Below are 240 nucleotides of genomic sequence, written 5' to 3' on the forward strand. Positions count from 1 at the left end.
GTGTTAGCGGCTAAGTCGAAACGGAAAGCGGCCATGTGATCTTCAACGGTTTTCACGGTTTGATTAAACAAACCAATGATCCAACGATCGGCTAACGACAATTCCATCTCACCCGGTTTGCCATCTACTAACAGTTGACCGCAATCTAAAGGCTCACCAGCTTCATCGCTATCTGGATTGGTTTGCACTTCCGTATTCATTAACACATAACGTGACGCGTTCCATAATTTGTTACAGAAA

The 240-nt window shown here is 44.2% G+C and carries 1 protein-coding gene; it reads right to left on the reverse strand.

Features of this window, described 5'->3' with window-relative positions; genetic code table 11:
* On the reverse strand, positions 1–240 hold a 240-nt coding region (locus AAEY78_RS14785), incomplete at both ends, for a hypothetical protein (protein WP_352340232.1).

The organism is Psychrobacter sp. 16-MNA-CIBAN-0192 (assembly GCF_040309565.1).
In the GTDB taxonomy this organism is placed as follows: Bacteria; Pseudomonadota; Gammaproteobacteria; order Pseudomonadales; family Moraxellaceae; genus Psychrobacter.